This is a genomic window from Paracoccus zhouxuedongae (assembly GCF_041927815.1).
Classification (GTDB): Bacteria; Pseudomonadota; Alphaproteobacteria; order Rhodobacterales; family Rhodobacteraceae; genus Paracoccus.
Map to the genome: position 1 here is coordinate 56029 of NZ_JBHFHM010000008.1, position 24293 is coordinate 80321.

The 24293-nt window shown below is 64.2% G+C and carries 26 protein-coding genes and 2 tRNA genes; 13 read left to right on the forward strand and 15 right to left on the reverse strand.

Going from position 1 to position 24293, the window contains the following annotated elements; translation table 11 throughout:
• Positions 1-10: 10 nt before the first annotated feature.
• The 7 genes from ACEYYA_RS10905 to ACEYYA_RS10935 form a co-directional block, all read right to left on the reverse strand.
• The gene (locus tag ACEYYA_RS10905; protein WP_374800510.1) at positions 11-868 is read right to left on the reverse strand and encodes an ATP-binding protein; all 858 of its coding nucleotides are present in this window, start codon (positions 866-868) and stop codon (positions 11-13) included.
• A 100-nt stretch (positions 869-968) separates the two neighbouring features.
• Entirely contained in the window at positions 969-1487 is a 519-nt protein-coding gene (locus ACEYYA_RS10910) for a hypothetical protein (RefSeq protein ID WP_374800512.1), read from the reverse strand.
• The gene (locus ACEYYA_RS10915; protein ID WP_374800514.1) at positions 1487-1780 is read right to left on the reverse strand and encodes a hypothetical protein; all 294 of its coding nucleotides are present in this window, start codon (positions 1778-1780) and stop codon (positions 1487-1489) included. Before ACEYYA_RS10915 ends, ACEYYA_RS10910 begins: the two co-directional genes overlap by 1 nt.
• Positions 1781-1878: 98 nt before the next feature.
• A complete protein-coding gene (locus ACEYYA_RS10920; protein ID WP_374800516.1) occupies positions 1879-2235 on the reverse strand; it encodes a hypothetical protein in 357 nt (118 codons plus the stop codon).
• Between the two features lie 13 nt (positions 2236-2248).
• On the reverse strand, positions 2249-2842 hold the full coding sequence (locus ACEYYA_RS10925; protein WP_374800518.1) for a hypothetical protein: 594 nt from the start codon (positions 2840-2842) through the stop codon (positions 2249-2251).
• A gap of 117 nt (positions 2843-2959) precedes the next feature.
• Complete coding sequence (locus ACEYYA_RS10930) at positions 2960-3955, reverse strand: hypothetical protein (protein ID WP_374800520.1); 996 nt, start codon at positions 3953-3955, stop codon at positions 2960-2962.
• The gene (locus ACEYYA_RS10935; protein ID WP_374800522.1) at positions 3903-5141 is read right to left on the reverse strand and encodes a hypothetical protein; all 1239 of its coding nucleotides are present in this window, start codon (positions 5139-5141) and stop codon (positions 3903-3905) included. The genes ACEYYA_RS10930 and ACEYYA_RS10935 overlap by 53 nt, the downstream gene beginning before the upstream one ends.
• A 454-nt stretch (positions 5142-5595) precedes the next feature.
• On the opposite strand from ACEYYA_RS10935, the gene ACEYYA_RS10940 reads away from it, so the two are divergent.
• From ACEYYA_RS10940 to ACEYYA_RS10970, 7 genes are all read left to right on the forward strand, one after another.
• Positions 5596-6051, forward strand: coding sequence for a DUF2924 domain-containing protein (locus ACEYYA_RS10940; RefSeq protein ID WP_334150190.1), 456 nt, complete (start codon positions 5596-5598; stop codon positions 6049-6051).
• Positions 6048-7373 carry a recombinase family protein gene (locus ACEYYA_RS10945; RefSeq protein WP_374800524.1) on the forward strand — a complete coding sequence of 442 codons (1326 nt, stop codon included), beginning with the start codon at positions 6048-6050 and terminating at the stop codon, positions 7371-7373. The genes ACEYYA_RS10940 and ACEYYA_RS10945 overlap by 4 nt, the downstream gene beginning before the upstream one ends.
• Positions 7370-7780 (forward strand): hypothetical protein, encoded by a 411-nt coding sequence (locus ACEYYA_RS10950; protein WP_374800526.1) that lies wholly within the window; start codon positions 7370-7372, stop codon positions 7778-7780. Before ACEYYA_RS10945 ends, ACEYYA_RS10950 begins: the two co-directional genes overlap by 4 nt.
• Before the next feature lie 57 nt (positions 7781-7837).
• A complete protein-coding gene (locus ACEYYA_RS10955) occupies positions 7838-8353 on the forward strand; it encodes a DUF488 domain-containing protein (protein ID WP_374800528.1) in 516 nt (171 codons plus the stop codon).
• Between the two features lie 178 nt (positions 8354-8531).
• Entirely contained in the window at positions 8532-9056 is a 525-nt protein-coding gene (locus ACEYYA_RS10960) for a hypothetical protein (protein WP_374800530.1), read from the forward strand.
• 326 nt (positions 9057-9382) lie between these two features.
• Entirely contained in the window at positions 9383-11512 is a 2130-nt protein-coding gene (locus ACEYYA_RS10965) for a site-specific DNA-methyltransferase (protein WP_374800532.1), read from the forward strand.
• Between the two features lie 3 nt (positions 11513-11515).
• Positions 11516-14101, forward strand: a complete 2586-nt coding sequence (locus ACEYYA_RS10970; protein WP_374800534.1) for a DEAD/DEAH box helicase — start codon at positions 11516-11518, stop codon at positions 14099-14101.
• A gap of 273 nt (positions 14102-14374) precedes the next feature.
• Here ACEYYA_RS10970 and ACEYYA_RS10975 read toward each other — a convergent pair.
• Positions 14375-14464 (reverse strand) — tRNA-Ser (locus ACEYYA_RS10975).
• A gap of 160 nt (positions 14465-14624) precedes the next feature.
• On the opposite strand from ACEYYA_RS10975, the gene ACEYYA_RS10980 reads away from it, so the two are divergent.
• From ACEYYA_RS10980 to ACEYYA_RS10990, 3 genes are all read left to right on the forward strand, one after another.
• Complete coding sequence (locus ACEYYA_RS10980; RefSeq protein ID WP_374800536.1) at positions 14625-15446, forward strand: NUDIX domain-containing protein; 822 nt, start codon at positions 14625-14627, stop codon at positions 15444-15446.
• Between the two features lie 66 nt (positions 15447-15512).
• Positions 15513-16577, forward strand: a complete 1065-nt coding sequence (locus ACEYYA_RS10985; protein ID WP_374800538.1) for a cysteine synthase A — start codon at positions 15513-15515, stop codon at positions 16575-16577.
• Positions 16578-16580: 3 nt separating this feature from the next.
• Positions 16581-19256: a DUF3772 domain-containing protein gene (locus tag ACEYYA_RS10990; RefSeq protein WP_374800540.1), complete on the forward strand. Its 2676-nt coding sequence runs from the start codon at positions 16581-16583 to the stop codon at positions 19254-19256.
• 60 nt (positions 19257-19316) lie between these two features.
• Here the strand turns inward: ACEYYA_RS10990 and ACEYYA_RS10995 are convergent, their stop codons facing one another.
• Both ACEYYA_RS10995 and ACEYYA_RS11000 read right to left on the reverse strand, forming a co-directional pair.
• On the reverse strand, positions 19317-19472 hold the full coding sequence (locus ACEYYA_RS10995) for a hypothetical protein (RefSeq protein WP_374800542.1): 156 nt from the start codon (positions 19470-19472) through the stop codon (positions 19317-19319).
• 106 nt (positions 19473-19578) lie between these two features.
• Complete coding sequence (locus tag ACEYYA_RS11000; protein WP_374800544.1) at positions 19579-20667, reverse strand: AI-2E family transporter; 1089 nt, start codon at positions 20665-20667, stop codon at positions 19579-19581.
• A gap of 101 nt (positions 20668-20768) precedes the next feature.
• On the opposite strand from ACEYYA_RS11000, the gene ACEYYA_RS11005 reads away from it, so the two are divergent.
• Positions 20769-20858: transfer RNA gene (locus tag ACEYYA_RS11005), tRNA-Ser, on the forward strand.
• A 134-nt stretch (positions 20859-20992) separates the two neighbouring features.
• The gene (locus tag ACEYYA_RS11010; RefSeq protein ID WP_374800546.1) at positions 20993-21277 is read left to right on the forward strand and encodes a hypothetical protein; all 285 of its coding nucleotides are present in this window, start codon (positions 20993-20995) and stop codon (positions 21275-21277) included.
• A gap of 138 nt (positions 21278-21415) precedes the next feature.
• On the opposite strand, the gene ACEYYA_RS11015 is transcribed toward ACEYYA_RS11010, so the two are convergent.
• Positions 21416-21868, reverse strand: coding sequence for a hypothetical protein (locus ACEYYA_RS11015; protein WP_374800548.1), 453 nt, complete (start codon positions 21866-21868; stop codon positions 21416-21418).
• Between the two features lie 145 nt (positions 21869-22013).
• Here ACEYYA_RS11015 and ACEYYA_RS11020 point away from each other — a divergent pair, with 145 nt between their 5' ends.
• Positions 22014-22397 carry a Rap1a family protein gene (locus ACEYYA_RS11020; RefSeq protein WP_374800550.1) on the forward strand — a complete coding sequence of 128 codons (384 nt, stop codon included), beginning with the start codon at positions 22014-22016 and terminating at the stop codon, positions 22395-22397.
• A 392-nt stretch (positions 22398-22789) separates the two neighbouring features.
• Here ACEYYA_RS11020 and ACEYYA_RS11025 read toward each other — a convergent pair whose 3' ends face one another.
• The 4 genes from ACEYYA_RS11025 to ACEYYA_RS11040 all read right to left on the reverse strand — a co-directional run bounded on the left by ACEYYA_RS11025 (position 22790) and on the right by ACEYYA_RS11040 (position 24277).
• Entirely contained in the window at positions 22790-23083 is a 294-nt protein-coding gene (locus tag ACEYYA_RS11025) for a hypothetical protein (protein WP_374800552.1), read from the reverse strand.
• Positions 23080-23370, reverse strand: coding sequence for a winged helix domain-containing protein (locus ACEYYA_RS11030; RefSeq protein WP_374800554.1), 291 nt, complete (start codon positions 23368-23370; stop codon positions 23080-23082). Before ACEYYA_RS11030 ends, ACEYYA_RS11025 begins: the two co-directional genes overlap by 4 nt.
• A gap of 99 nt (positions 23371-23469) precedes the next feature.
• Entirely contained in the window at positions 23470-23658 is a 189-nt protein-coding gene (locus tag ACEYYA_RS11035) for a helix-turn-helix transcriptional regulator (protein WP_374800556.1), read from the reverse strand.
• Between the two features lie 88 nt (positions 23659-23746).
• Positions 23747-24277 carry a hypothetical protein gene (locus tag ACEYYA_RS11040; RefSeq protein WP_374800558.1) on the reverse strand — a complete coding sequence of 177 codons (531 nt, stop codon included), beginning with the start codon at positions 24275-24277 and terminating at the stop codon, positions 23747-23749.
• Positions 24278-24293 lie beyond the last annotated feature (16 nt).

The window sequence follows — 24293 nt, forward strand, 5'->3', positions numbered from 1 at the left end:
CTTTCAGGGATCAGGAGGCGAATTCGGATTGTTGCGGGGCGCGGCCGTCGATCCGGGCGAGCAGCGCGCCGAGATCGGGCGGTTCGGTCAGGTCGAGACGGCCGGAACGGTCCTTGGCGGGAAGGCCCCAGGGATTGCCGGACTTGCAGACAAGGCGGCGGTCGGTGGCGGTCTCGTCCAGCACCCAGCCGCCTTCGGCATCGCGGGCGAAGAGCTGCATCGAAACCACCTGGTCCACGATGCCGGGCAATTCCCGCCCGGCCTTGCTGCCTTCCATCTGCGGCTGCCAGCTGACGGCGCCGAAATCGTCGGTCACCTTTTCCAGCACGCCGACGAAGATCACGGTCTTGCCGCGCGCATGCTGGAGGTGCTTCAGCGCCTGGATCACCTCACGCCCCAGAAGCCCATAAGCCCCGCGGACATCGGGTTTTCCGGTTCGGTCCGAGAAGGCCTCGGGCTGCTGGCGGGCATAGGCCATCGCCTGCCGGGTCAGATCGGTGATCGAGTCGACAAAGACGATGCGGCGCGCGGCGAGGAAGGCCTCGATGCCGCTGTCGCGATGCTGGGCCTGCAGCCAGGCGTGCCGTTCGGTCCCGTACCAGGACTGCGGATGTTGCGCGGGGTCCGGCCCGCCGATCAGCACTGCCAGATCGCGGAAGTCGGTGAAGCTGCGCACCGGGATCGACGCGCCGCGCCAGTCCTGCACCGATTTCATGCCAGCCTCGAGGTCGAGGCAGACGGTTTCCTCGGCAGGCAGGGATTTCAGCAGCGTGGTCTTGCCCACACCCGGTGGGCCGAAGATGGCGAGCGAGGTCTTGTTCTCGGCGGCCGAGAGGCGTTCGTCGGCGGTGATGATGCGGAAGGCCATGGGGTTCTCCGAAAGATTGAAAGGGCGCGGCGGCGGGGGTGACCGGATGCCGAAGGGGAACCTGCCCGGCGTTGCCGCTCGGGCGTCCCGCCGCCGCGCGTCACCGGTCTCGGGTCTCGAGCCGGAACACGGGTTTGCCGGTGGTCTCGGACCGGGCGGCTGCGAAGCCTTCGCGCATGGCGTCGGGCCAGGCGCCGAAGCGGCGTTCGGGCACGCGATAGGCGATCTCGAGATACTGGGTCGGATCGTCGCCAGCCTCGCGGATCCGGGTTGACATGGCGGCCAACCGGTCCTGATCCCATGTGACCTTCTTCGGAAGGTCGGCGATCACCACCACGCCCGCATCCTCGATCCGGACGGTGCCTGAGGTCTTGCCCTGCGCAGACCGCTCGGCCTCGGTCGCCGCGCTGTACCGCTGAGCCAGAGCCGCTTCAAAGCGGTCCTTCAGGCGCTTGACCCGCGCGGTTTCGGATGCTGCCGCCTCCTGCAGTGCCAACAGCAGTTCCGGCGGCAGGTCGGCGATTTCGCCGATGGACAGTCGGTCGAGGTCGTCGAACTTCGGCGCGTTGTCTAGGCGCCCCTCGGTCGGTGCCTCGGTGCCTGGGAACGGCATGGTCATCAGCGGCCCTCCCGTTTCAGGGCCGCATCCACGGCGCGGTCCGTGCCGACGGCTCCGGCTTCGCGAGCCAGACGGTGGAGCTTTTCTAGCGCCGAGGATCGCTGGATGGCCGCAGAGAGTTCGGCATTCGCGGCGACGATGGCGATGGCGATGTCGTCGACACTCGCGGCCTCGACCGACAGCGGTTCGGAGGCATTGCCGGGACGCCAGGCGGCGGGGATCATCTCCGGCAGATCCTCAAGGCTGCGGAAGGCCTTGCGCAGGCGCGCAAGCGGGCCGTTGGTCTCGGTCATGTCGTGGTCTCCGTTGAGGGATGCGGCCGAGCTTCCGGCCAGAAGAAAATAGAGAGACGGCGGGAGCCGATCCTGGATCCAGGCAAGCGTGGCGCGCATCAGGCGGCCTCCTCTGTCGCGATGAGTTGGGAAAACGGGATCGGCGCATGGCGCGGCTTGGTCCGCGCGATGGCCAGATAGGCGAACCGGTCGGGGCCGACGCGGACCTGCACCAGGTGCACCAGCGCGGCCTCGAAGGCGCGGTGGGCGGCACTGGCCAGCGCCCCGAGCCTGCGGCGTTCCGGTTCTGGCAGGGTGGAAATCACCGCCGTGGTATCGATCCCGAGAAACCCGTGATGATACTCGAGGCGGTCGCCCGGCATGGCCTGGCCGATCCAGGCGCAGAACTCGATGTCGGTGAGCGGCCGGGCCTTTGCGGGCGTGAATTCGGTGAGGGGCATGACGATCATCTCCATGTCAGTCCTCTACTCACGCCGCTTTCGAACCGTCCCACTCGGCCCCGATCCCGCGCATGGCGAGGTCGAGCCGCAGGCGGGCGATGTGACGGTAGAGGGCGGAGCGGGAGGTGCCGGTACGCTCGACGATCTCCGCGACGGCGCAGGTGCCAAGTGCCGCGCAAAGCCCGCGGGCCTCCTCGGGCAGGCCGCCCAGCACCCGGGCGAGATCGTGGATTGTGTCGGCGTCGTCCGTGGCGGAGCGGTCCTGCCCATGCCAGGCGGCCAGACCATCGGCTTCCGCCAGCAAGCAGCCCAGCGGCTCGGTCGCGCCGGAAACGGGGGCGTCGAGCGAAAGCACCGTGCTGCCCTGCGCGCGGCGCTGGCGGTGATGCCGCATCGCGATCCGCGAGGACTGGTTGCGCAGGACGATGTTGGCGAAGGCGCCGATGCTGCCGCGGCGCGCATCGAAGCCGGGCAGCCGGCAGATCAGGTCCACCAGCAGGTCCTGACGGAGATCGTCGAGATCGGCGGCAGGCAGCATCATCTTTCGATGCAGGCGACGCGCGGCAACGGCCGCCTCGTCGATCAGCGTGGCAAGGTCGTCGGGGGAAATGGGTGGGAGCATCTGTTTCGATCCTGGTCGTTTGCGTTGACCAGTCGAAGATGCAACCTGCTGAAATTCTTTATCTCTCGGGCTTCTCCCGGAAACCTCCCGAAAACCTCCCGGTGCCGGAAAACGGGTCTAGGCGATGAACGCGATCCCGGAGGATGCGAGGTCGAGACGTGCGCCAACCTTGGACTTGCGATCAATGAACCCGTTGCTCGGGACCGAATTAAGCCCCGTGTTCTTCCGGAACGCATCACGCAGCCGGTTGATGCAGCGATCGACCTGTTCGGGGTTGCTCTCGTTACGCGTGCTTGCCTGAATTGTTGCTGCCAGTGCCTCCTTTGAAACCCAGCCCCCGGCGGCCATGGCCTCCTCTGCGAGCAGGGCTAAGGCGTCGAAGTCCCGCGGCTCGATGTCGATTTCGATGCCTTCGAAGATCACCCGGCGGCCGATACGGTCGATCTGGAAGCGCGCGTCCGATGCCTGCTGTCCCGTGGGCACCCGAACCCGACCGAGATCAAGCGCGAAGGGGCGATCCGGGTCGTCGCGCAGCAGATCGAGGGCGCGGGTGACCGTCAGGCGGAGGCCATCGAGCTGGCGAGCGACCGCCGTCGGCAAGTCGCAATCACCAAGGCAGATCAGGGCAACAGGCGTTTCGCTGTCGATGGCCCCGCGCGCATGGTCCACGATTTCTTGCGAGTTCTCCTCCCGCAGTCGCCGCACAAGGCAGATTTCGGCAGTTCGACCATGCTTTTCGTGGCGACCGAGCCGCCAAATCCTGGCCGAGATCGCAACCGGACCCGGCCCCTTCAGTCCCGACTGCTCGCGTATCGCGCGGCAGAGAGCGGCGATATCGATGTCGAAGGACTGGATATCCAGCGCGTCGTCGTAACGTTCGCACTCTCCGGTCTCTGGATCGACGACGATCAATTCATCGCCGACCACCTGAAAGACCGCAGTGCCATCGTCGCGTTGATCCTCGCGGTCCGCCAAGATTCCCAGATTGCGCAGCGATCGGACGAAGCGCGGATCATAGGGCTCTAGCTCTGCCGCACCGATGGCACGGATCGGATGACGATCACTCTGCCGCAGCAGCAGCCTGATCAGTTCTGCGGCGTTTGCGAATGTCATTGTTTTCCAGCATCTCGAGGATGAGCCGTTCGTGCGAGTGGTCGCGCATGCTGACTGTGCGCGGCGGCCGGATCGTAACCGGGACCACGATCTCGCTGCCGTCCACTTCAATGGTGACGTCGATCTTGGCATGCACGATCCGCACGTCAGCAACCTCGATCTCGGGGGCCAAATCCTTCAAGCGCCTGAGCGCATTCTCGGAATCGCCGAGCGCCAGAAACCACGGCGAGCGACGCAAGCGCCCCGTAGCGGTCAGTTGCGCCTCATCGATGCGCACTTCCCGCAAGGCGACATGCGTGATGTCGCCGTCGGGATCGAAGGTGAACCTGAACTTCTCGCCGTGTCGCTGCAGGGGACCGAGAGTGTAGAGTTCTTCTTTGGCCGAGGCCTCGAAAATGTCGCCATCTCCAAGGACATGGGCGCCGAAAAGCCTTACCAGCTTCTTGGCGTCGGTGGCGGACTTCGAGCCCACAGAGACCGCGCTCCTGCGTCGGTCATACTCGATGGTCGATTGCACGATCTCGCGGAATTTCAGCGTGTCCTCTGCCCCCTCCTGATCGACGTTCTTGGTCTCTGGCTTGGAGCCGTGCAGGATCAGCACGCGTAACAGATCGTCCTCTTCGAACCACCGCACATCGCAATAGTGACCGTTGTAGCGGCCTGCGAAGTGCAGCCGTGCCGATTCGGCGAAGCTGTCTTTTACCCCGGCATCGTGGTGGCGCAGTTCGACGTCCTCCCGTTCCGCGTCGCGTTCGAGCTTGGACGAATGGGCAAGAAATGCCGCTGCGCTGAGGGCGCGGTCGAAGATTGCACGGTGATCGAGCCAGGTGACCAGCGCCATGAAGCGCGGCGTGAAGCGCAGATCGTCAGCTGCCCCGTCGATACGACACGCCGACAGGACATCAATACCAGCCTCCGAGGCGATTTCCTGGATGATTCGTGCGCCGGCATCGGTCGACAGCGTCGAGATATTGTAGAGTGCGAATTGCAGCTTTGCCGGGAATCGCAGGTCAGCCCTGGCGAAGAGCGCGAAAATCGCCTCACGCCGCTTTCCCTCGTCCTCTGGGAGCCCATTCCAGTCGAAATCTATCTGGCCCAGATAGGGGCTCAGCAAACGATGAAGCAGTTCGAAATCGACGGTGCGCGAGAACGCGCGATCGACGAAATTCTTGATCCTCTTGGCCATGTAATCTCCTCTCGCCCTGAAACCTTGTCGCTTGCGGTCGCAAACCGGTTTGCGCCTCCACGACCCGCTTAACGCTGGCGGAAAATGCATGACCGATTCACCGGGCGAAGGTGAAGCACTGTTCCGATTATGTTCTACCCGGCCGATCAACCATGAGTCGAGTCCCGCCTTTCGCGTAGCGGCTACCTATCCCAGCGGGACGTTGTCCGGTTTACCTGAGTAGAGGCAGGGCAAGCCACCACGGACTTGCTCGCATGAAACGCCCCAATCCCCTGCCACCCGAACAGATGACGCCCACAGAACGCCGTGCCGAGTTGTGCGGTCTGCTTGCCCTCGGGATGGTGCGTTTGATGCAGCGAGAGCGGGGAGAACCTTCTGACGAAACTGGAGAAATTCGCCTACACTATCCGACCGACCGATGCCGTCATGCAACCCCGCACCCAACGGAGACAGCATGACGACTCACGACCCGATCCCCGCGCGCCTGGCCGCGCTGAAGACCGCCAGCACGCCCGACTTGAAGCAGCAGTGGCGCGACCTGTTCGACAGCGAACCGCCGCCGTTCAACCGGCGCTACCTCGAATCCCGCCTGGCCTACCGGATCCAGGAACTCGCCTATGGCGGGCTCACGCCCGAGACCGTCCGGCGGCTGGAACGGCTGGGCGAAGAACTGGACGGCGGCGACAAGAAGAAGCGCGGCATCCGCGCCGACCGCGACCGCCCCATCACGGGCACGCGCCTGCTGCGCGAGTGGCAGGGCGTCGAACAGATCGTCACTGTCACCGCAGACGGCTTCGAGTGGCAGGGGCGGCCCTACAAGTCGTTGTCCGCCATCGCGCGGGCCATCACCGGCACGCGCTGGAACGGCTGGGTCTTCTTCGGCCTCAAGAACCACAGGGGGCGGACATGACGAAGCCGCCCGAAAAATCGAAGGTCGTCCGCAAGCTGCGGTGCGCCGTCTACACCCGCAAATCCTCCGAGGAAGGGCTGGAGCAGGAGTTCAATAGCCTGCACGCCCAGCGAGAGGCCTGCGAGGCATACATCGCCAGCCAGCGCTCCGAGGGCTGGGTGCTCGTCCGCGACCAGTATGACGACGGTGGCATTTCGGGGGGGACGCTGGAACGGCCCGGCCTGAAGCGGCTGCTTGAAGACATCGAAGACGGCCTCGTCGATGTGGTGGTGGTCTACAAGATCGACCGCCTCAGCCGCTCGCTGGCGGATTTCGCCAAGCTGGTCGAGGTGTTCGACCGGAACGGCGTGACCTTCGTCTCGGTCACGCAGTCGTTCAACACGACCACGTCGATGGGGCGGCTGACGCTGAACATCCTGCTCTCGTTCGCCCAGTTCGAGCGCGAGGTGACGGCCGAGCGCATCCGCGACAAGGTCGCTGCCAGTAGGAAGAAGGGCATGTGGATGGGTGGGGTGCCGCCCTTCGGCTACCGGGTGGAGAACCGGAAACTGGTCATCGACGGCAAGAGCGCCGAGCATGTGCGCTGGATCTTCGCCCGTTTCATCGCGACCGGCTCCTGCACGGTGCTGGCCCGCGAAGTCGGCGAACGGGGCCTCGGCACGCCGCGCGGCAACCGGATCGACAAGAAGTACCTCTATCGGATGCTTTCGAACCGCGCCTACCTCGGCGAGGCGGTGCACAAGGGCGACAGCTACCCTGGCGAACACGACGCCATCATCGACAGCGAGACATGGGACCGCGTCCACGCCATCCTGCAGGAGAGTCCGCGAAAACGTGCCGCGCGGACTCGCGCCGACACACCCGCGCTGCTGAAGGGGCTTCTCTTCGGTCCCGATGGCGCCGCGTTCTCGCCGACACACACCCGCAAGGGCGGCAGGCTCTACCGCTACTATGTCAGCCAGACGGTTCTGAAGCACGGAGCCGGGTCTTGCCCTGTCGGCCGCGTGCCCGCTGGCGAGGTCGAAGCGGCCGTCATCGACCAGCTCCGCGCCGTGTTCCGGCAGCCCGAGATCGTGGCGGGGACATGGAAGGCAGCGCGTACGCAGGATGGCGGGATTACCGAGGTCGACGCCCGCGAGACGCTGACCCGGCTCGATCCGCTGTGGGACGAACTGTTCCCCGCCGAGCAGGCGCGCATCGTGGCGCTGCTGGTTGAACGGGTCGACATCGATACGGACGGCCTGAATGTCCGGCTCCGCGTCGACGGGCTCAGCAGCCTCACTCGAGAGATGCTGGCCGGAGACATCGGAGAAGCGGCATGAGCCGGACCAAGTCTATCCTCGACACGATGACCATCCATGTCCCGTTCCGCGTCGTGAAGCGCGGGGGGCGCAAGGAGATGCAGTTGCCAGAGGGCGCCGCACAAGCACGGAAGCCAGACAACACGTTGATCAAGGCGCTGGCGCGTGCCTTTCGCTGGAAGCGCCTGCTTGAGACAGGGCAATTCGCCACCATTGCCGAACTGGCCGAACACGAAGGCATTGCCGCCCCATATCTGACCCGAACGATGCGGCTCGCCCAGCTTGCCCCGGATGTCGTGGAAGCGATCCTGGACGGGCGCCAGCCGCGCCACCTGACGCTCGAAGCATTGCGGCAGCCTTTGCCGGAGGCCTGGGATGCGCAGAAGCAGATGCTCGCGGTCGATCAGGGCTGCTTAAATCCCGAGTGAATCAAGGGATTCCCGTCCGAACCGTCACATGCTACGGTTCCAGAAAATGAGGCAGGCATGAGCGTTGTATTCACGGTAGGCTACGAAGGCACGGACATTGATCGGTTCGTCCGCACACTGAAGGCGGTCGGGGTCGAAAAGTTGGCCGATGTGCGCGCTGTTGCCGTGTCACGCAAGGCCGGTTTCTCCAAGACCAAGCTGGCATCGCGGCTGGCCGAGGAAGGCATCGAGTATTCGCATTTCATCGCGCTGGGTGATCCCAAGCCTGGGCGTGAAGCCGCTCGGGCCGGAGAATTCGACCGCTTTAGAGCCATCTATGGCGCGCACATCGAAACATCAGCTGCACAGGAATCGCTGCGGGATCTGGTAGATTTCGTGCAGTCTGCACCAACCTGTCTGCTTTGTTTCGAGCGTGATCCGGAGACCTGCCACAGGACGATTGTCGCGCAAGAAGTGATTGTAGAGACGGGCTTCGAAGTGTTCAATCTGTTTGCCGATGATCCGGAGCGCTATGTCCGTCACGCTTCAAAGTTGCCGCGTTTCAATCCTGGTGAAGGCCTTACCGCAGCGTAGCGCCACTCACGGAGAAACTGTCTGCTGCGCCGGAGTAACCCCGGGCGGCGAGTTCAAGCGTCTTTTTCCGATTCGCTTTCGGCATCTCTCTGATGATGCCTCATTTGGCCGTTGGGATTGGGTTGACTTCAAGTATCGCCCTCCGACCAGTGATCGCCGAAAAGAAAGTTGCCACGTGATGGAGGACAGTATCCTTGTGAACGGCTGCATGCCGCCCAAGGATCGGCCCTCTTTCCTGAATCGGCTCGTCTCCGGATCAGTCAAGGCGGCCGAGGCCAATGGCCAGTCGCTCGCATTGATCCGCCCTCGCAACACGCAGTTCTATTTCAAGAAGAAAAAGCCGGATGAACTGGAGGAAGAGCGCCGGACCTATGCGGAAGCGGCCCGTCAGGGTTCCTTCTTTGATGAGCAGTTGAAGGCGCTGGAACCCAGCCCCTACGAATTTCGCTTCAAGTTCGAGGATGAAGCTGGGCCGCACGACTACGCCAATGGCGATTGGGAGGCGCACGCGATGTACTTCAATGGCCGCAGGCGCGAAGGATCGGAGCAGGCAGCGCTCGACTGGATGAGCAAGAAGTTCAACGAAGAATACCCCCGAAAGGGCATGCTGTTCTGCGTCGGCAACATGGCCAAGCGACCACAAACCTGGCAGCTGCTCGGCGTGCTTCGGGTGGACGACACCGGTCAGCCCGCCCTGTTCTGAACAGTGGCGCCGCGCTTCCCATCCAGCAGGCATGGAAACAGGCCATCCCTTGCGCCAGACAGGGTCCATTCGGCTTGCGCCAGCGCGATGTCGCGGTTTAGTCTGCACCGATAAACGGCGGTACTGTCAGCTCAATTTCCCGGGCGTCCGGCATGGCCGCCGCCGACCTGACAGGACCTGCAATTGATGACAGCCGCGACAGCGATACCCCAATCCATAATACCCGCTCGGGCGCAGCACAGCATGGGCGGCGACGTCCAGCCCTTGGCACATGCAGGGGGGCGCCCCCGCGTTGCTGGGTTGAAGGCAGTGGGTAAGGGTGGGTCATGTCGCGACTGACGGATCTGATCGCGCGGGCCAAGGCTAGGGACAGCGCGCTTGGGGATGAACTTGAGCGCGAGTTTAAGGCACTGGCCTCGCGCCGCGCCTTTGGGCTGAACTTCGAACGGCATAGGCCGGAAAGCGTGGAGCTGCCAGGGCGACCTGTGCGGCGGGGCGACAAGGTGCGCGTGCTGCCGCCGCGGGGCACGACACAACGCGGGGATCAACGGCTGTGGCGGGTGACCCGCATCGAGGGTGACGGCGAGGCACGGATGGCGCAGATCACGTTGATCGACACGGAGACGCCCGAGGCGGCCGATGTGGCGGTCGCCGATCTGGTCGTGGTCGCCGAGTTCCGCGACTTCATCTATCCCGGTCTGGTCAGCACGGGGCGCGTGTCGCGCGGGGACGACAAGCCGTTTCACACGGTGATCAACGGCGAGAACTTCCATGTGCTCGAGGCGCTGACCTACACCCACCGCGGCAAGATCGACGCCATCTACATCGACCCGCCATACAATACCGGGGCTCGGGACTGGAAATACAACAACGATTACGTCGAGGGAGACGATCTTTATCGGCACTCGAAATGGCTGGCTTTTATGGAGCGTCGACTGAAGATCGCGGGTGAGCTCCTGAAGCCAGATTGTAGTGTTCTGATGGTAACCATTGACGAAAAGGAGTATCTGCGCCTCGGATTGCTTCTGGAGCAAGTATTTCCTGAAGGCCGCATTCAAATGGTTTCGACCGTCATCAACCCAAAGGGCGCGGCACGGTCGGCGGCATTTGGTAGAACAGACGAATACGTCTTCTTCGTTATGTTCGGTGATGCCGCTCCTGCCGCAGTTTCGTTGAGCGGTGAATGGAAGATCACCGAGGATCGACGTGCAGGAAGCCTCAGATGGGCAGAATTGCTTCGTGCAGGTTCAAACACGCGCCGCTCTGACCGACCGAACCAGTTCTATCCAGTTTTCCTGACGATGGGAGAGAATGGACCGGTTTTTCACTCAGTAGGTGATACCTATACTGGCACGAACAGGGATGAAGTTTCTGCGCCAGAGGGATGTGTGGCCGTCTGGCCCATTCGTTCAGATGGAACAGAAGGCAACTGGCAGATCAGTGCCGCTATCCTGCGAGAAGTGATCTCAAAGGGCTATGCGAAACTCGGCAACTGGCGAGGGAGCAATACCGCGATTACTTACCTGAAAAAGGGCGAGCAGTCCAAGGTTGATGCAGGTGTATTTCCCATTATTGGGCGCCGTCAGGATAACTCGATAGTGGTGGATGACTCGGGATATCAACCAGTATTCATCCCCGGCACCCAGTGGCGGGTGTCGTCCCACAATGCCGAACAAGGCGGAACAAATCTCCAGAAGTGTCTTATTCCTGGTCGGAAGTTCCCATTCCCGAAGTCCGTTTACGCTGTTGAAGACGCACTGCGCTTTTTTGTAAAAGACAACCTCAACGCCATCATCCTCGACTTCTTCTCCGGATCCGGCACGACCGCCCATGCCGTCATGCGGCTGAACCGACAGGACGGCGGGCGGCGGCAGTGCATCTCGGTGACCAACAACGAAGTGGCGGCCGACGAGCAGGCGGCCCTGCGCCAGGCGTCCTTTCGTCCGGGTGACCCTGACTGGGAGAAGTGGGGCATCTGCGACTACATTACCAAGCCGCGGATCGCCGCCGCCATCACCGGCAAGACGCCGGAGGGCCGCGACATCGAGGGCGACTACAAGTTCACCGACGAATTCCCGATCGCCGAGGGGTTCGATGAGAACGCCGAGTTCTTCACCCTGACCTACGAATCCCACGTCGCCGTCGGTGCGAACTTCGCCTTCCAGCGCATCGCTCCGCTGCTGTGGATGCGGGCGGGGTCGGAGGGGCGCCGGATCGACGACCTGCCAGAGGGTGGTTGGGCTGTGGCCGATACCTATGGGCTGCTGGTCGACCTGGACCGCGCAGGCGCATTCTGCGACGCCGTGGCGGCGCAAGGTGGCCTGCGCGTCGCCTATGTGGTGACCGACGACGACCGCCGTTTCCAGGCGGTGGCCCGCGCGCTGCCGGACGGGGTCGAGCCGGTACGGCTCTACGAGTCCTACCTTTCCAATTTCCGCTTTTCGATGGGCCGCTGAGCCATGAAGTTTACCCTCAAGGACTATCAGGAAGAGGCCGTCGGCAAGGTTCTGGTGAACCTCAAGAAGGCGTCGAAGCGCTGGCGCGAGGATGGTGACAAGCACGCCTTTTCGCTGACGGCGACCACGGGCGCGGGCAAGACCGTGATGGCAGCGGCGGTGTTCGAGGCGCTGTTCCACGGTGACGACAACTACGACATCGAACCCGATCCGGGCGCCGTCGTGATCTGGTTCAGCGACGATCCCTCGCTAAACGAACAGTCGCGGTACCGGTTGCTCGAAGCATCGGACCGGCTGTCGATCTCGGACCTTGTGGTTGTGCAGAACACCTTTCAGCGCGAGGCGCTGGAGCCCGGAAAAATCTATTTCCTGAACACGCAGAAGCTGAGCAAATCGAGCCTTCTCGTGCGCGGGCGCGATCAGGACGAAGACGCCGACCCGGACGCGCCGCCTCTGCCGATGCCGGACAGCCGTTCCTGGACGATCTGGGACACGATCCAGAACACCATCGATGATCCGGCCCTGACGCTTTACCTCGTGCTGGACGAGGCGCATCGCGGCATGCGCGCAGCTACCGGGGCGGGCGAGAAAACCACCATCGTCAAGCGGCTGATCAACGGTTCGGGATCCGTGCCAGGCATCCCGGTGGTCTGGGGCATCTCCGCTACGGTCGAGCGGTTCAACGCGGCCATGTCCGACATGCAGGGACGCGCGACTCTGCCTAACGTCGTCGTGGATTCGGGAAAGGTGCAGGCTTCAGGTCTGCTCAAGGACACCATCATCCTTGACGTGCCGACAGAGGCCGGGCAGTTCGACACCGTGCTGGTGCGGCGTGGCACCGACAAGCTGAAGGAAATCTCTGCCGCATGGGCAGCATATGGCGCGCAGCAGAGCGATGCCGGTGTGGTGCTGCCGCTGATGGTGCTGCAGGTGCCGAATGCGCCGGATCACAATGACATCGGCAAGGCTCTGGACACGATTTTCACCCAGTGGCCGGAGTTGCCCGAAGATGCGGTGGCGCATGTGTTCGGCGAGCACTCGACCCAGACCTTCGGACGCCACAGCGTGCCCTACATCTCACCCGAGCGGGTGCAGGACTCCACATGGGTCCGGGTTCTGATCGCGAAGGACGCCATCAGCACGGGTTGGGACTGCCCACGCGCCGAAGTCATGGTCTCGTTCCGGCCTGCACGGGACAAGACGCACATCACGCAACTTCTCGGGCGGATGGTGCGGACGCCACTTGCGCGCCGGATCCCAGGCAATGACCGATTGAACTCGGTGGACTGCCTTCTGCCGTTCTTCGACGAGGCATCGGTCAAGGATGTCGCCAAGGCGCTGATGTCAGGCGGGGATGGAGGCGACGATCTCCCCGGCCGCCGCGTGCTGATCAATCCAGTGGAACTGAAGCCTAACCCGGCAATCCCCGAGGGTGTCTGGGACAAGCTGCTTGCACTTCCGTCACAGACACTGCCGAAGCGGCATGCGCGCCCTGTAAAGCGGCTGACTTCTCTCGCACACGAGTTGGCGGTCGATGCCCTGCTGGCAGATGCGGGGAAGTTGGCCCATTCAGAAATGCACAAAGTGCTGAACGGCATCCGCGCGCGCTACAAGACCGAAATTGAGGCCGCCCGAAAATCTGTCATGACAGTCGAGGGCAAGAGCCTGAAAGCCGACCTGAAGGGCGGCGCGATGACCTTCGACGACTTTTGGGAAGAGGCTGACTACGCCGTCATCGAGGACGCCTACCGCCGTTCCGGTCGGGCGATCAGCCCTGATCTTGCAACGACATACAGCGATTACCTCGCTCGGCACGAAGGCAAAACCGACGACATGGAAACGGCGCTCATGGAGGCGCATGTCAGTATCGCAGCCATGGGCCTGGTCCCACAGGTTCGTGAAACGCTCGAGGCTGAAGCCGAGAAGCTCGCCAATCAGTGGCTCACCCGGTTCCGCGTCGAGATCAAAGATCTGTCCGACGAACGCCAGGACGTCTATCGCCAGATCAGAGAGATGAGCGCCAATCCGATGGATGTGGACCTTGCTCGTCCGACATCATGGATGCAGGCGACCACAATCCGCGAGGCCAATGGCACCGAAACACCCCTCCCGACCTTCGAGAGACATCTTCTCTGTGATGAGCAGGGCCTGTTCCCCGAGGATTTCAATTCCTGGGAGGGCGAAGTGGTCCGAGCTGAGCTTGGGCGTTCAGGCACCGTCGCATGGTATCGTAACCCGTCGCGCGCCAGCCAGGACTCGCTTGGGATCATCTATGACGATGGCGGGGAGCCGAAGATCGTGCGGCCAGACTTCGTGTTTTTCGGTCAACAAGGCGACGGCACATTCACGGCAGACATCGTTGATCCGCACGGCATCCAGTTCGGTGATGCCATCCCAAAGTTGAAGGGCCTTGCCCAGTATGCAGAACGGTTCGGCGACCAGTATCGACGGATAGATGCGGTCGCGAAGATCGGCGATACATTCAGGGTCCTTGACCTGAAGGAAGCGGCAACGCGTGCAGCAGTCTTGGCTGCCACATCCATCAAGGCGCTATATGAAGGGGCGCATGCGTCGGACTACTTGGTCTGAGCCGTTCTTTTTTCGATTTGAGCGGCGCGCGGCAGGGGTGTGCAATTCCAAAGGTTAAGTGTCGGACCGGGCGAAATATATCATAAAAACATATACTTATACGACATAACCGGAAAGTGTCCGGTTAACAGGTCCGGAGAATATCGGCCCGGAGAGAACGCCCGTGCGCCTTTCCGGGCGTATGCCGGTTAAGAGCCCCACCCGCATAACCCCCGAAAACAACGGAAAAATCCGGCCGCATCTGGATGGGGAGAACGCTTTCGCGAGGGCAAGTGGCGGAGAGGGTGGGATTCGAACCCACGGTCGGCTTGCACCGACAACGGTTTTCGAGACCGCCGCATTCGACCACTCTGCCACCTCTCCGCAGCTGGTCGTCGTAGGCGGGGGATTTAGCGGGCGCAAGCGGGGTCTGCAAGGGGCAAAAACCGTGGCCGCGCTTTTTCTGTCACGGCGCTGTAACAGGCGGGGTGGCTGTCGCGCGGCCTTTGTCTGGGCTAGGATGGCGGCCAGCAAGGGGGGCAGGATGAGCCATTCCAAAACAGACCGGCTGGCGCAGTTGCGTGACGACCTCGACCAGTGGCGCGATCAGCCCGAATTGCGGGCCGCCCTGGCGCAGGATGTCGCGGCGCTGCCCGATGAGTGGCCCGCCCATCGCATCCGGGCGCGGCTGGCGGCGATGGCGATCCGCGCCGACAGCCGGTTGCGGGCGCAGGCCGCTGACGCGCAGCCGGCCACCGATCAGGTGCGCCTGCACGCCACGCGCCACCCCTATGCCGGGTTTTTCGCGGTCGAGGATTACAGCCTTTCGCACCCGACCCATGCCGGGGGCCAGACGCCCGAGCTGCCGCGCAGCGCGATCATCACCGGCGACGCGGCGGTCGTGCTGCCCTATGATGCGGAGCGCGACCGGGTGCTGCTGGTCGAACAGTTCCGCACCGGTCCCTTTGCGCGCGGGGACCGGTCGCCCTGGCTGTTGGAAACCGTGGCCGGGCGCATCGACCCCGGCGAAACCCCGGCCCAGGCCGCCCGCCGCGAAGCGCATGAGGAAGCCGGGCTGACCCTGGGCGATCTGGTGGACCTGCCCGCCGCCTATCCCTCGCCCGGGGCGCTGACGGAATATGTCTACAGCTTCATCGGTCAGGCCGATCTGCCCGACGACCTGCCCCGCCTGGGCGGCGCACAGGACGAGGCCGAGGACATCCGCCTGCATCTGGTCGACCTGCCGCAGGCGATGGCGATGATCGACGGCGGCGCGATCCGGGCCACGCCGCTGATCGTCGCGCTGCTGATGCTGTGGCGCGATCGTGAGGCGATCCGGGCGCGGTTTCATCCGGTTCGGGGTTGAGGGCAAGGTCCGGCCCGCATAGCTTGGCGCAAACTGATTGCCCCCGACGCCACAGCGAGCCAGCCCATGACCCGATCCGCGCCGACCATTGCCGCCCCCGCGCCGCCTGCCGATGACATCATCGGCGCCATCGGCAACACGCCGCTGATCCACCTGCGCGCGGCCTCACAGGCGACGGGCTGCACCATCCTGGGCAAGGCCGAGTTCATGAACCCCGGCCAGTCGGTCAAGGACCGCGCGGCGCTGTATATCATCCGCGACGCCGTGGCGCGCGGCGCGCTGAAGCCCGGCGGCACGATTGTCGAGGGCACCGCCGGCAATACCGGCATCGGCCTGGCCCTTGTCGGGGCGGCGATGGGCTTTCGCACCGTCATCGTGATCCCCGAGACCCAAAGCCAGGAAAAGAAGGACATGCTGCGACTGGCGGGTGCCGAACTGGTCGAGGTTCCCGCCGCGCCCTATAGCAACCCCAACAATTACGTCCGCTACTCGGGCCGCCTGGCCGAGGCTTTGGCCGCCACCGAACCCAACGGCGCGATCTGGGCCAACCAGTTCGACAATATCGCCAACCGCCAGGCGCATCTGGAAACCACCGGTCCCGAGATCTGGGACCAGACCGGCGGTCGGCTGGACGGGTTCATCTGCGCGGTCGGCTCGGGCGGGACTTTGGCGGGGGTGGCGATGGCGCTGCAACCCAAGGGGGTTCGCATCGGGCTGGCCGATCCCGATGGCGCGGCGCTGCACAGCTTTTACACCACCGGCGAACTGGCCACCCAGGGATCGTCGATCACCGAAGGCATCGGCCAGGGCCGCATCACCGCCAACCTCGAGGGGCTGACCCCCGACATGTCCTTCAACATCCCTGACGCCGAGGCGCTTGAGGTGGTGTTCGCGCTTGCCCGCGACGAAGGTATCTGCCTGGGCGGGTCGTCGGGCGTCAACATCGCCGGGGCGATCCGCATGGCGCGGCAGATGGGGCCGGGCCATACCATCGCCACGATCCTGTGCGACCATGGTCAACGCTATCAGTCGCGGCTGTGGAACCCCGAGTTTCTGCGCGCCAAGGGGCTGCCGGTGCCCGACTGGCTGGATACCGCGCCGCGCCGTCTGCCCGAAGTCTATCAGGGGTAACCCATGCCGAAGCCCATTCCTGCCCGCCGCCCCGTCGCGGCCCTTGCCGCCGTGCCGCGCCTGATCCTGGCTTTGGTGCTGGGCCTGACGATCTGGTCTGGCCTTGCCGCGCTGCATCCCGCCCTGCCGCAGCCGCTGCCCACGGCGATGGCCGAGACCGCGCCGGAACCGCCGGATTATGCCGCCTGGGACAAGCAGGCGACGCAGGCCGACACGCTGATCAACGACAAGGCCGACAGTGAAACACTGGATCAGGTGCGCGCCGATCTGGTGACCTGGCGCAGCCGGTTTCAGGACGCGCAGGGGGTCAACGGCCCGCAGATCGCCACCTTGCGCGAACAGATCCAGTCGCTTGGCCCCAAGCCCGCCGAGGGCGAAAGCGAAGCAGCCGAGATCGCCGAACGCCGGGGCGAGCTGAACAAGCAGCTTGCCGATGCCCAGGCCCCCAGCCTGACCGCGGTCGAGGCCTATAGCCGCGCCGATGCGCTGATCGGCCGGATCGACCGGCTGGAGCGCGAACGTCAGGCCAGTGCGCTGATGTTCCGCAACCCCTCGCCCTTGCTGCCCTCATCCTGGGCCGAGGCGCTGACCGCCACGGTCGAGGGTGCCGGCGCGCTGACGAATGAGGTCCGCGCCCGTCTGGCCGATGGCCGCACGATGCGCGCCTTGCAGGAGAATGCGCTGACCATCGGCGCCGAGGTCGCGCTTGCCCTGCTGTTGCTGCTGCGGGGCCGCGCCTTTGTCGAAGGGCTGTCGAACCGGCTGGTGAACGGCTCATCCGCGCGGTTCCGGCGGGTCAGCGCCTTCCTTGTCTCGCTTGGGCAGATCGTCGCGCCGATGGTCGGGCTTTACCTGATGTCGCTGGCCGTCACCCAGGCCGGCGTGGTCGGCACGCGCGGCGAGCTGCTGGCGGTGATGATCCCGGTGGGCGGTGCCTGCCTGTTCATCGCGCATTGGCTGGGCCGCCGCCTGTTCCCCCGTCGCCGCGAGATGGACAGCGTGCTGCCCGTCCAGGACGACCGCCGGACCGAGGCCCGGCTGCATCTTGCGCTGATGGGCCTGACCGTTGGTCTGGCACTGGTGCTGGAGAACGGCCTTTTGCCCACAATGGGCCTGCCGACCGCCAGCCCGCCCACGCCTGCGGGGGCGGCAACCGTCGCGGTCACCTATCTGCCGTTGATCCTGCTGGCCGCCTTCAGCCTGTATCGCTTTTCCCAACTGGTGCGGCGCGGTGCCAAGGCCGATGCCGAGGCCGATGGCAGCCTGTCGGCGCGCGACCGCTTCGTCGGACTGGCCGCGATCCTGGCGGTGCTGGCAGCACTGGCCGCCCCGGTGCTGGCGGTGCTGGGCTATACCAGTATGGCCAATGCGCTGATCTGGCCCGCGATCCTGTCGATGGGGCTGATCTGCCTTCTGGTCTTGCTGCAAGACTTCTTCGCCGATGTCTATGCCATGGTGCTGCGCGACAGCGAGGGTGCGCGCGACGCGCTGATCCCGGTGCTGATCGGCTTTGCCCTGGTGCTGGCCTCATTGCCGCTGTTCGGGCTGATCTGGGGGATGCGCACCGCCGAACTGGCCGAATTGTGGACCCGGTTCCGCAGCGGCGTGTCGCTGGGCGGGGTCAAGATCTCGCCCACCGCGATCCTGACCTTTGCCATCGTCTTTGCCGCGGGCTACATGGTCACCCGCCTGCTGCAAGGCACGATGCGGGTGTCGGTGCTGCCGAAAACCCGCATCGACAAGGGCGGGCAAAACGCCATCGTCTCGGGTCTGGGCTATGTCGGGATCTTTCTGGCCGCGCTTGCCGCGATCACCAGCGCCGGGATCGACCTGTCATCGCTGGCCATCGTCGCCGGTGCGCTGTCGGTCGGCATCGGTTTCGGCCTGCAGAACATCGTGTCGAACTTTGTGTCGGGCATCATCCTGCTGATCGAACGCCCGATCACCGAAGGCGACTGGATCGAGGTCGGCGGCCAACAGGGCTATGTCCGCGCCATTTCCGTCCGCTCGACCCGGATCGAGACCTTCGACCGCACGGATGTGATCGTTCCCAATGCCGATTTCGTCTCGGGCCAGGTCATCAACTATACCCGCGGCAACCTGAACGGGCGGCTGATCCTGCCGATCGGGGTGGCCTATGGCACCGATACCCGCAAGGTCGAAAAGATCCTGCGCGAGATCGCCGAGAACCATCCGATCGTGATGCTCAGCCCGCCGCCCGCCGTGGTGTTCGTCAGCTTCGGGGATAGCGCGCTGAACTTTGAAATCCGCGCAATCCTGTCGGATGTGAACCAGATCATGTCCACGCGATCCGAGATGAACCACCAGATCGCTGCCCGCTTTGCCGAGGAGGGGATCGAGATCCCCTTCCCGCAGCAGGATCTGTGGCTGCGCAACCCCGAGACGCTGCGCCCGCCGCCCGCGCCGCTGAAGCTGACCCCGCGCGCCAATCAGGCAGAGGCGACGCGCGAAGGCCCCGAACAACCGGCGGATTTTCCGCAGGTCTCGCATGACGACCTGCACCGCCACGGCGACCGTGGCCATGCCGAACCGATGGCGACGGGCCGCCGTCCGTTTAGGCTGGACGAACAGCGCCGTGACGATGATGAGGACGATGGCGACGGGGACGGCGACGGGGATGGCGGCGGCAATGGCGGGGCGCCGACCGCGACAAGCTGACGATCAGGCCGCCCCTTGGGCGGCCTGTTTCATATGGCCCATCCTTCTGAACGCCCCGGGTCAGTGGCAATGCACCTGGCCGCCGGCGCTGTTGTCAGCATGGCAGCATTGTCCGGGCGGCGAGGATTTGCGGCAGCCGCCACCATGAGCCGACGCCATGACGGTCGACATCGAGAATGCCGCGATGATCGACACGATCAGCAGGGATGCGCGCATGACGCCCTCCGGTTCTTTGCTAAAGGGTTAACAAATCGTTAACGGCCTTGCGAGGCAAAGGTTCCGGAACAAGCGGCCGGAGAAGGTGCGCGATCAGGCCCCTTGATCAGGCGGCGGTCTCGGCCAGGCCTTCGCGCGACAGCAGCATTGCCACCGGGCGCAGCCACTCGGTCTGCGCGCACAGGATCATTACCGCCACCATGATCGGCACCGCCAGGAACATGCCCGCCAGCCCCCAGACAGCCCCCCAGAAGGCCAGCGACAGGATGATGCCAAAGGCCGACAGGCGCAGCGTCTTGCCCAGCAGCATCGGGTCCAGCACGTTGCCGATCACGAACTGAACCCCCGCCGCCGCCAGCGTGATCGCCACCGTCGTCGATGTGTCGCCGGTCTGCACAAAGGCCACCAGCGCCGCCAGCATCGTGGCGATGATCGACCCAACCGAGGGGATGAAGTTCAGGATGAAGGTCAGCGTGGCGATCGGCAGCGCCAGATCAAGGCCCGCCGTGCGAAAAATTGCCCAGACCGCAGCGCCGGTGACGGCGCTGACGGCGGTCTTGACGATCAGATAGCGGTTCACGCGGTGCATGATGCTGCGCACCACCGCCTCGGCGCGGCGGGCCTCATCCGCGCCGCCCATCAGGCGGCGCAGCTTGGTGGAAAACCACACCCGTTCGGCGAACAGAAAGCCGACGAACAGGATGATCAGCACCGACATCGACAGCACATTGGTGGCCTGCCCCGCCGCGCTGCGCAGATAGCTGGGCAGGTTGATCGAGCGCACCCCCTCCTGGATCGCGCCGCCGGCGCGCGGCCCCAGCCAGGCGAACAGCTCGGCCGCCGCGCCCTGGGCGCGTTCGGCATAACCAAGGGCGACGGCCAGCACCTGATTGACCTGGCTGACGACCATCAGCGAGACCCACAACAGCCCCGCCGCGATCAGCCCCATCGCCACCAGCGAGGCCAGCCAGTTCGGCACATGCGCCGGCCCGATGCGAATGCGCGCAATCGCGTTGATCGCCTCGGATGTCAGCGAAAACAGGATGATGGCGATCACCAGCGCGATCAGGATGAACCGCGCCTGCACCAGCAGGAACAAGAGCAGCGCGAAGGCGATGATCCCCAGGAACAGCGTCTGAAGGCGCTCGCGCCGGGTCTGTGCGGGATCGGGGGGGATGGCGGGCAGTTCGGGCATGACCGCCACGTTACGGCCCGCCGCGCCCCGGATCAACCCGTGCCACCGCCCAAGATTGCGCCTTGCGGTCAGCCCCGCAGTCGGGCTAGAGAACCGGGCACGGACAGTTGGCCGAGTGGTCGAAGGCGCACGCCTGGAAAGTGTGTAGGCGGGGAACCGTCTCGAGGGTTCGAATCCCTCACTGTCCGCCAGATGCCTCTGATTTCAAAAGAAAAATCAGCGCATCTGAAAAATACCCGCCATCATACCCGCCTTCTGCCAAGCGCTTGACCGCGCCGGGGTGAGTCAATCTGCCCCGCCGCCATAGAACGCAGGAGCGTGGACCATGACGAAGATCGGGACCCTTTTCGCGGAATGGGTGAGCCTCATTCACCGGCTTCAACACGAGGGAGCCGAAGGCAACCCCGCTTATGAACGGCTTTGCGCGGTGGAGGCCGAAGCGCTAGGTGCCGAACCCGAGAAGATGGCAGACCTTGCCGCCCTGATCGTCATTGCCTCACCCGAAGCCTTCCCCGGCACCGGCAACCCGCCCAGCGCGGAAATGCCCGAGGTCACCGTGACCCGGATTGCCCACCGAATACTCGGCCTGCCGTCCTGGCCCGCGCTGTAATACGAAAAATTTGAGGGCGGGTGCATGTAAGACACGTGCCCGCCTTCCGGTTTTGCCCCCCGGCTCGGTCTCGGCTCGCGCAGGGGGACAGGGGGGCGGGGGCCTCTGCCTCGCCAGAGGTGCCGCCCAGCCCATGCCCTATTCCCCTTCCTGCCGCCCGCCGCGCGGGTCCACAATGATGATACCGACAGCCTGCGGGGCCGCGATAGCCTTGGTTTCGGAGCGCTTCACCGACGCAATCCCTGCAATTCCGGCGATCCACTCGGCGGCGCGCATCCTGTCCGATGCCTTCTCGCCGTGCAGCATGATCTGCGCCATGGTCGCCTCGGCTTTCTCGGCCCAGCCTTCCCGAAGCGCCATATGCAGTTGACGGCGAAGCCTTTTCCCGGTCGGCTTGCGAAGCAGGTTGCCCACGCTGCGCGGGTGAAGCCCCTGTTGTGCCCCTGCCTCTTGCGGTGATGCGGCAAGTCCCAGAATGAGGGCGAGAATGGCCCTTTTCGAGCGGCGGTCGGCCATCTTCGTAGCGCGGTCGGCCTGCAAGTGTGGCTCAAGCTCTTCCAGCAGATCGTGCAGGTTGATCGCCTCGACCATCACCTATGCCTCCTTGGCGCTGAGTTTCCACTTCGTCATAGTCGGCGGCACTTCGCAAACCGGTCTCCCAAGGTTTTTCAATAGCACGGGCTGGCGTAAGGGGTCTTTCGGGAGATGAGCCCCAGAGCAGAAAGGATAGCACACGATGAACACGCTGAAGGCGTCTCTACTCGCTCTTGCTGCAAGTTTTTCCCACCTTCCACACGACCGAGTGGAAGCCATGCCGGTCTTGGAGTTTGCAGATTGGTGCACTGACCCCGGTGCCGAGATGACCACACGCTATGCCTATTGCATCGGTATCATCCAGGGCCATGCGAACGTTATGACAATGAATTGCGGTATGCAGGGCGAGGTGGACGATTTTTTAAAGATGGACCCCGGTCACGGCACAAGCCCGGACCAGTTAGCGGAACAGGTCAAAAAGCACATTATCAGGAACCCGGATGCTTACCTAGACAAGGGGTCGGATTTTGCGGTGATGGCCGCATTGAGCTTCCTCTATCCCTGCAAAGTGCCAGCGGCAGATTGATTGGCCCTCAACCTAGAATAGCCGACACCCGCTCCTTCCCCCCGATATACAGGAGAAGGCCCTTCGCTTCCTGCCCGGTATCCACGCGATGCCTTTTATCGGTGGCCAGCCGCTTCCCCTCGGGCTTTTATCCCGACCCGCCCTTTGCAGCACTGCGCCGGAGCGGTCCCCGGTCGGCTTCCTTGCCCTGATTGGCACGGACATTCCGCCGGTGGGTTACGTTGTCGCGCTTCTGCGCTGTCCTAGAAGGAGCCGGAACAGCGCGGGGTGGGTTATGTCCCCCGGACCCGTCGACGCCCTTTGGTAGCCGGGAGGGCGTCAGAACCGTGGCAGGTCTCTTTCGGCGCGCTGGGCGGCCATGAGGCAAAGACCCGCATAAACCTCTCTGCGGATCAGCCTTCGTCTTGCGCGGCCCCTTCCCCTTCCGGTGGCCCTTCCGCCCCTCCTGCGGGCTTAGCCCCCACCCTGCGCCCCATCGACGGGCGGAATGTGCGGAAGCGGATAGAGCGGTCGCCTTCCTCGGTGGTCAGCCGCGCCCAGGCACCAAGCGGGGCCGGTTTGAAGCACAAGGTTTCGCCGCGATAGACGAAGGTCAGCGCGTCAGGATCGGCACCATCAGCCAGAAGTTTTCGGGCATAGGCGCAAAGGTTCGGCGCGACCGGCAAATGGATGACAACGTGGCTCATGCGACCGGCTCCACCTTGCAGGCCAGCCGATAGCGGGCATGGCTGCCCGGAAACGGCCCGCCATGCGCTTCGTGCATGGTCTCGATCAACAGCCCAGCGCCACGCAGGCGATGGACATAGGCGGCCCAGCGCGGCGCAGGGTCCGTCATGGAGGTGAGACCTTCGCGCCCAGCTTGCATGAGCCGTTCCAGCGCCCAGCGCGGGCGGCCCTTGATCGTGGCGGTGAAGGTCGGAATGTCCGGACAGGTCACGCAGAAGGCGCGGGGTCCGTAAGACGATTTCGGCATGGTGGCCGGTCCCTTCTTGCAGGGCCGGGCATGGATGCGGTATCTAGACGGTGTAGCCGCACCGAATAGACCCCAGCCATCCGCCCGGCTGGGGTTTTTTCATGCGGCGCGGTCAGCCTTCGCCGCTTCCCACGCTTCCAGGGCCGACAGCGCCCAGCGGGTGCTTCCCGGCGTCAGGACAATGGGCTTGGGGAAGGTCGGATCGGCCTTCGCCCAGCGGCGGGGGGTTGTGCGGTGAACGCCGTAGCGGTCTGCAACCTGCTGATCGGAAAGGTAAGTCTCAGACATCTAGTGCCTCCATCAGTGCGATGGAAAGCAAATTGGCGCAGGGCGGGCCGTCTGTCGAAATGGAGAAAATAAGCCCTAAACGGGCTATTTAATCCGTGCCTCTTGGCTTGCAAAAATCCACCAACGATAGGCCAGCACGCCCTGAACGTTTATCTCGCAGGACTGCCCGCTGGGCGCTGTCGATTGAGGCGATGGCTTTAAGGCAGACCGCTGTCACGTCCCCACATGAAATCCCGACCAGGCGAAAAATGGTATCGACGGACCGGGCAAATGTTCCGTTTAGTTCACCCGTTGGAGAGCGCCCGACACTTGGCATCCTTCCTTTGGCGAGGAAATGCACTTCCGCAAGCTCGCGGGCAATGCGGTCAGCGGCTGCATTTGGAGGCCTGCCTCGTCGCCATACCTTGAGTAGCCGCGCCTCCGCTCCGACGCGATTGATCAAGTCATCCATGGGCGCTCCAAACGCCGCAGCGATTGATCGCTCGAGGTTCGTCAACTCGCTTTGCCGCCGCAGCACCAAAGGTAGCTTTTGGAAGGCGGCATCAACGACCGCAAAGGCGTCCAGTAATGCCTTCAGCGCGCCTGCGGCCTCGGTGGCCTCCGCATGGTCATGGAACATGTCAGACGCAACTGGC

Coding starts and splice junctions, on each gene's coding strand:
- ACEYYA_RS10905 (WP_374800510.1), bottom strand. CDS start 868: ATGGCCTTCCGCATCATCACCGCCGACGAACGCCTCTCGGCCGCCGAG.
- ACEYYA_RS10910 (WP_374800512.1), bottom strand. CDS start 1,487: ATGACCATGCCGTTCCCAGGCACCGAGGCACCGACCGAGGGGCGCCTA.
- ACEYYA_RS10915 (WP_374800514.1), bottom strand. CDS start 1,780: ATGACCGAGACCAACGGCCCGCTTGCGCGCCTGCGCAAGGCCTTCCGC.
- ACEYYA_RS10920 (WP_374800516.1), bottom strand. CDS start 2,235: ATGGAGATGATCGTCATGCCCCTCACCGAATTCACGCCCGCAAAGGCC.
- ACEYYA_RS10925 (WP_374800518.1), bottom strand. CDS start 2,842: ATGCTCCCACCCATTTCCCCCGACGACCTTGCCACGCTGATCGACGAG.
- ACEYYA_RS10930 (WP_374800520.1), bottom strand. CDS start 3,955: ATGACATTCGCAAACGCCGCAGAACTGATCAGGCTGCTGCTGCGGCAG.
- ACEYYA_RS10935 (WP_374800522.1), bottom strand. CDS start 5,141: ATGGCCAAGAGGATCAAGAATTTCGTCGATCGCGCGTTCTCGCGCACC.
- ACEYYA_RS10940 (WP_334150190.1), top strand. CDS start 5,596: ATGACGACTCACGACCCGATCCCCGCGCGCCTGGCCGCGCTGAAGACC.
- ACEYYA_RS10945 (WP_374800524.1), top strand. CDS start 6,048: ATGACGAAGCCGCCCGAAAAATCGAAGGTCGTCCGCAAGCTGCGGTGC.
- ACEYYA_RS10950 (WP_374800526.1), top strand. CDS start 7,370: ATGAGCCGGACCAAGTCTATCCTCGACACGATGACCATCCATGTCCCG.
- ACEYYA_RS10955 (WP_374800528.1), top strand. CDS start 7,838: ATGAGCGTTGTATTCACGGTAGGCTACGAAGGCACGGACATTGATCGG.
- ACEYYA_RS10960 (WP_374800530.1), top strand. CDS start 8,532: ATGGAGGACAGTATCCTTGTGAACGGCTGCATGCCGCCCAAGGATCGG.
- ACEYYA_RS10965 (WP_374800532.1), top strand. CDS start 9,383: ATGTCGCGACTGACGGATCTGATCGCGCGGGCCAAGGCTAGGGACAGC.
- ACEYYA_RS10970 (WP_374800534.1), top strand. CDS start 11,516: ATGAAGTTTACCCTCAAGGACTATCAGGAAGAGGCCGTCGGCAAGGTT.
- ACEYYA_RS10980 (WP_374800536.1), top strand. CDS start 14,625: ATGAGCCATTCCAAAACAGACCGGCTGGCGCAGTTGCGTGACGACCTC.
- ACEYYA_RS10985 (WP_374800538.1), top strand. CDS start 15,513: ATGACCCGATCCGCGCCGACCATTGCCGCCCCCGCGCCGCCTGCCGAT.
- ACEYYA_RS10990 (WP_374800540.1), top strand. CDS start 16,581: ATGCCGAAGCCCATTCCTGCCCGCCGCCCCGTCGCGGCCCTTGCCGCC.
- ACEYYA_RS10995 (WP_374800542.1), bottom strand. CDS start 19,472: ATGCGCGCATCCCTGCTGATCGTGTCGATCATCGCGGCATTCTCGATG.
- ACEYYA_RS11000 (WP_374800544.1), bottom strand. CDS start 20,667: ATGCCCGAACTGCCCGCCATCCCCCCCGATCCCGCACAGACCCGGCGC.
- ACEYYA_RS11010 (WP_374800546.1), top strand. CDS start 20,993: ATGACGAAGATCGGGACCCTTTTCGCGGAATGGGTGAGCCTCATTCAC.
- ACEYYA_RS11015 (WP_374800548.1), bottom strand. CDS start 21,868: ATGGTCGAGGCGATCAACCTGCACGATCTGCTGGAAGAGCTTGAGCCA.
- ACEYYA_RS11020 (WP_374800550.1), top strand. CDS start 22,014: ATGAACACGCTGAAGGCGTCTCTACTCGCTCTTGCTGCAAGTTTTTCC.
- ACEYYA_RS11025 (WP_374800552.1), bottom strand. CDS start 23,083: ATGAGCCACGTTGTCATCCATTTGCCGGTCGCGCCGAACCTTTGCGCC.
- ACEYYA_RS11030 (WP_374800554.1), bottom strand. CDS start 23,370: ATGCCGAAATCGTCTTACGGACCCCGCGCCTTCTGCGTGACCTGTCCG.
- ACEYYA_RS11035 (WP_374800556.1), bottom strand. CDS start 23,658: ATGTCTGAGACTTACCTTTCCGATCAGCAGGTTGCAGACCGCTACGGC.
- ACEYYA_RS11040 (WP_374800558.1), bottom strand. CDS start 24,277: ATGTTCCATGACCATGCGGAGGCCACCGAGGCCGCAGGCGCGCTGAAG.